Annotated in this window: 1 protein-coding gene; it reads right to left on the bottom strand. The window is 68.9% G+C overall.

Annotation, left to right across the window (positions count from 1 at the left end; genetic code table 11):
- Positions 1-5 precede the first annotated feature (5 nt).
- A partial coding sequence (locus FXN61_RS50015; RefSeq protein WP_223165939.1) for a zinc ribbon domain-containing protein occupies positions 6-376 on the bottom strand: 371 nt, incomplete at its 5' end.

Genomic DNA, 376 nt, shown 5'->3' with positions numbered 1-376 from the left:
GCTGTTCAGGCAGCTGCCGGGTCGGGCACGTTGACGTGTACCCACACCGACCGTGCCCGGTTTCGGACGTTCACGGCGGCGACGACGTCGGCGGGTCCAGCGAGACCGCACCGGCGACAACAGAAGTGGTCCCTGCTGGGGCGGTTGGCGCGTTCGGTGTGCCCGCATCGCGGGCACATCTGGCTGGTGTACCGCGCGTCGACGAGCAGCACCGGCACACCGGCGCGTTTCGCTTTGTAGCGGAGGTGCTGTTCGAGCCGGTGGAACGGCCAGCTGGTGAGTGTGGCTCGCTGGTGCCGGGAAACCGTGACCCGGTCACGGATACCGCCAGGTCTTCCAGGGCGATACCGCGGCCGGTGCGTTCGGCAACAGCCAC

It is taken from the genome of Lentzea indica, assembly GCF_012184385.1.
In the GTDB taxonomy this organism is placed as follows: Bacteria; Actinomycetota; Actinomycetes; order Mycobacteriales; family Pseudonocardiaceae; genus Lentzea; species Lentzea indica.
Note: the sequence above shows the minus strand (reverse complement) of the source record. Positions and strands in the feature narration are given on the sequence as shown.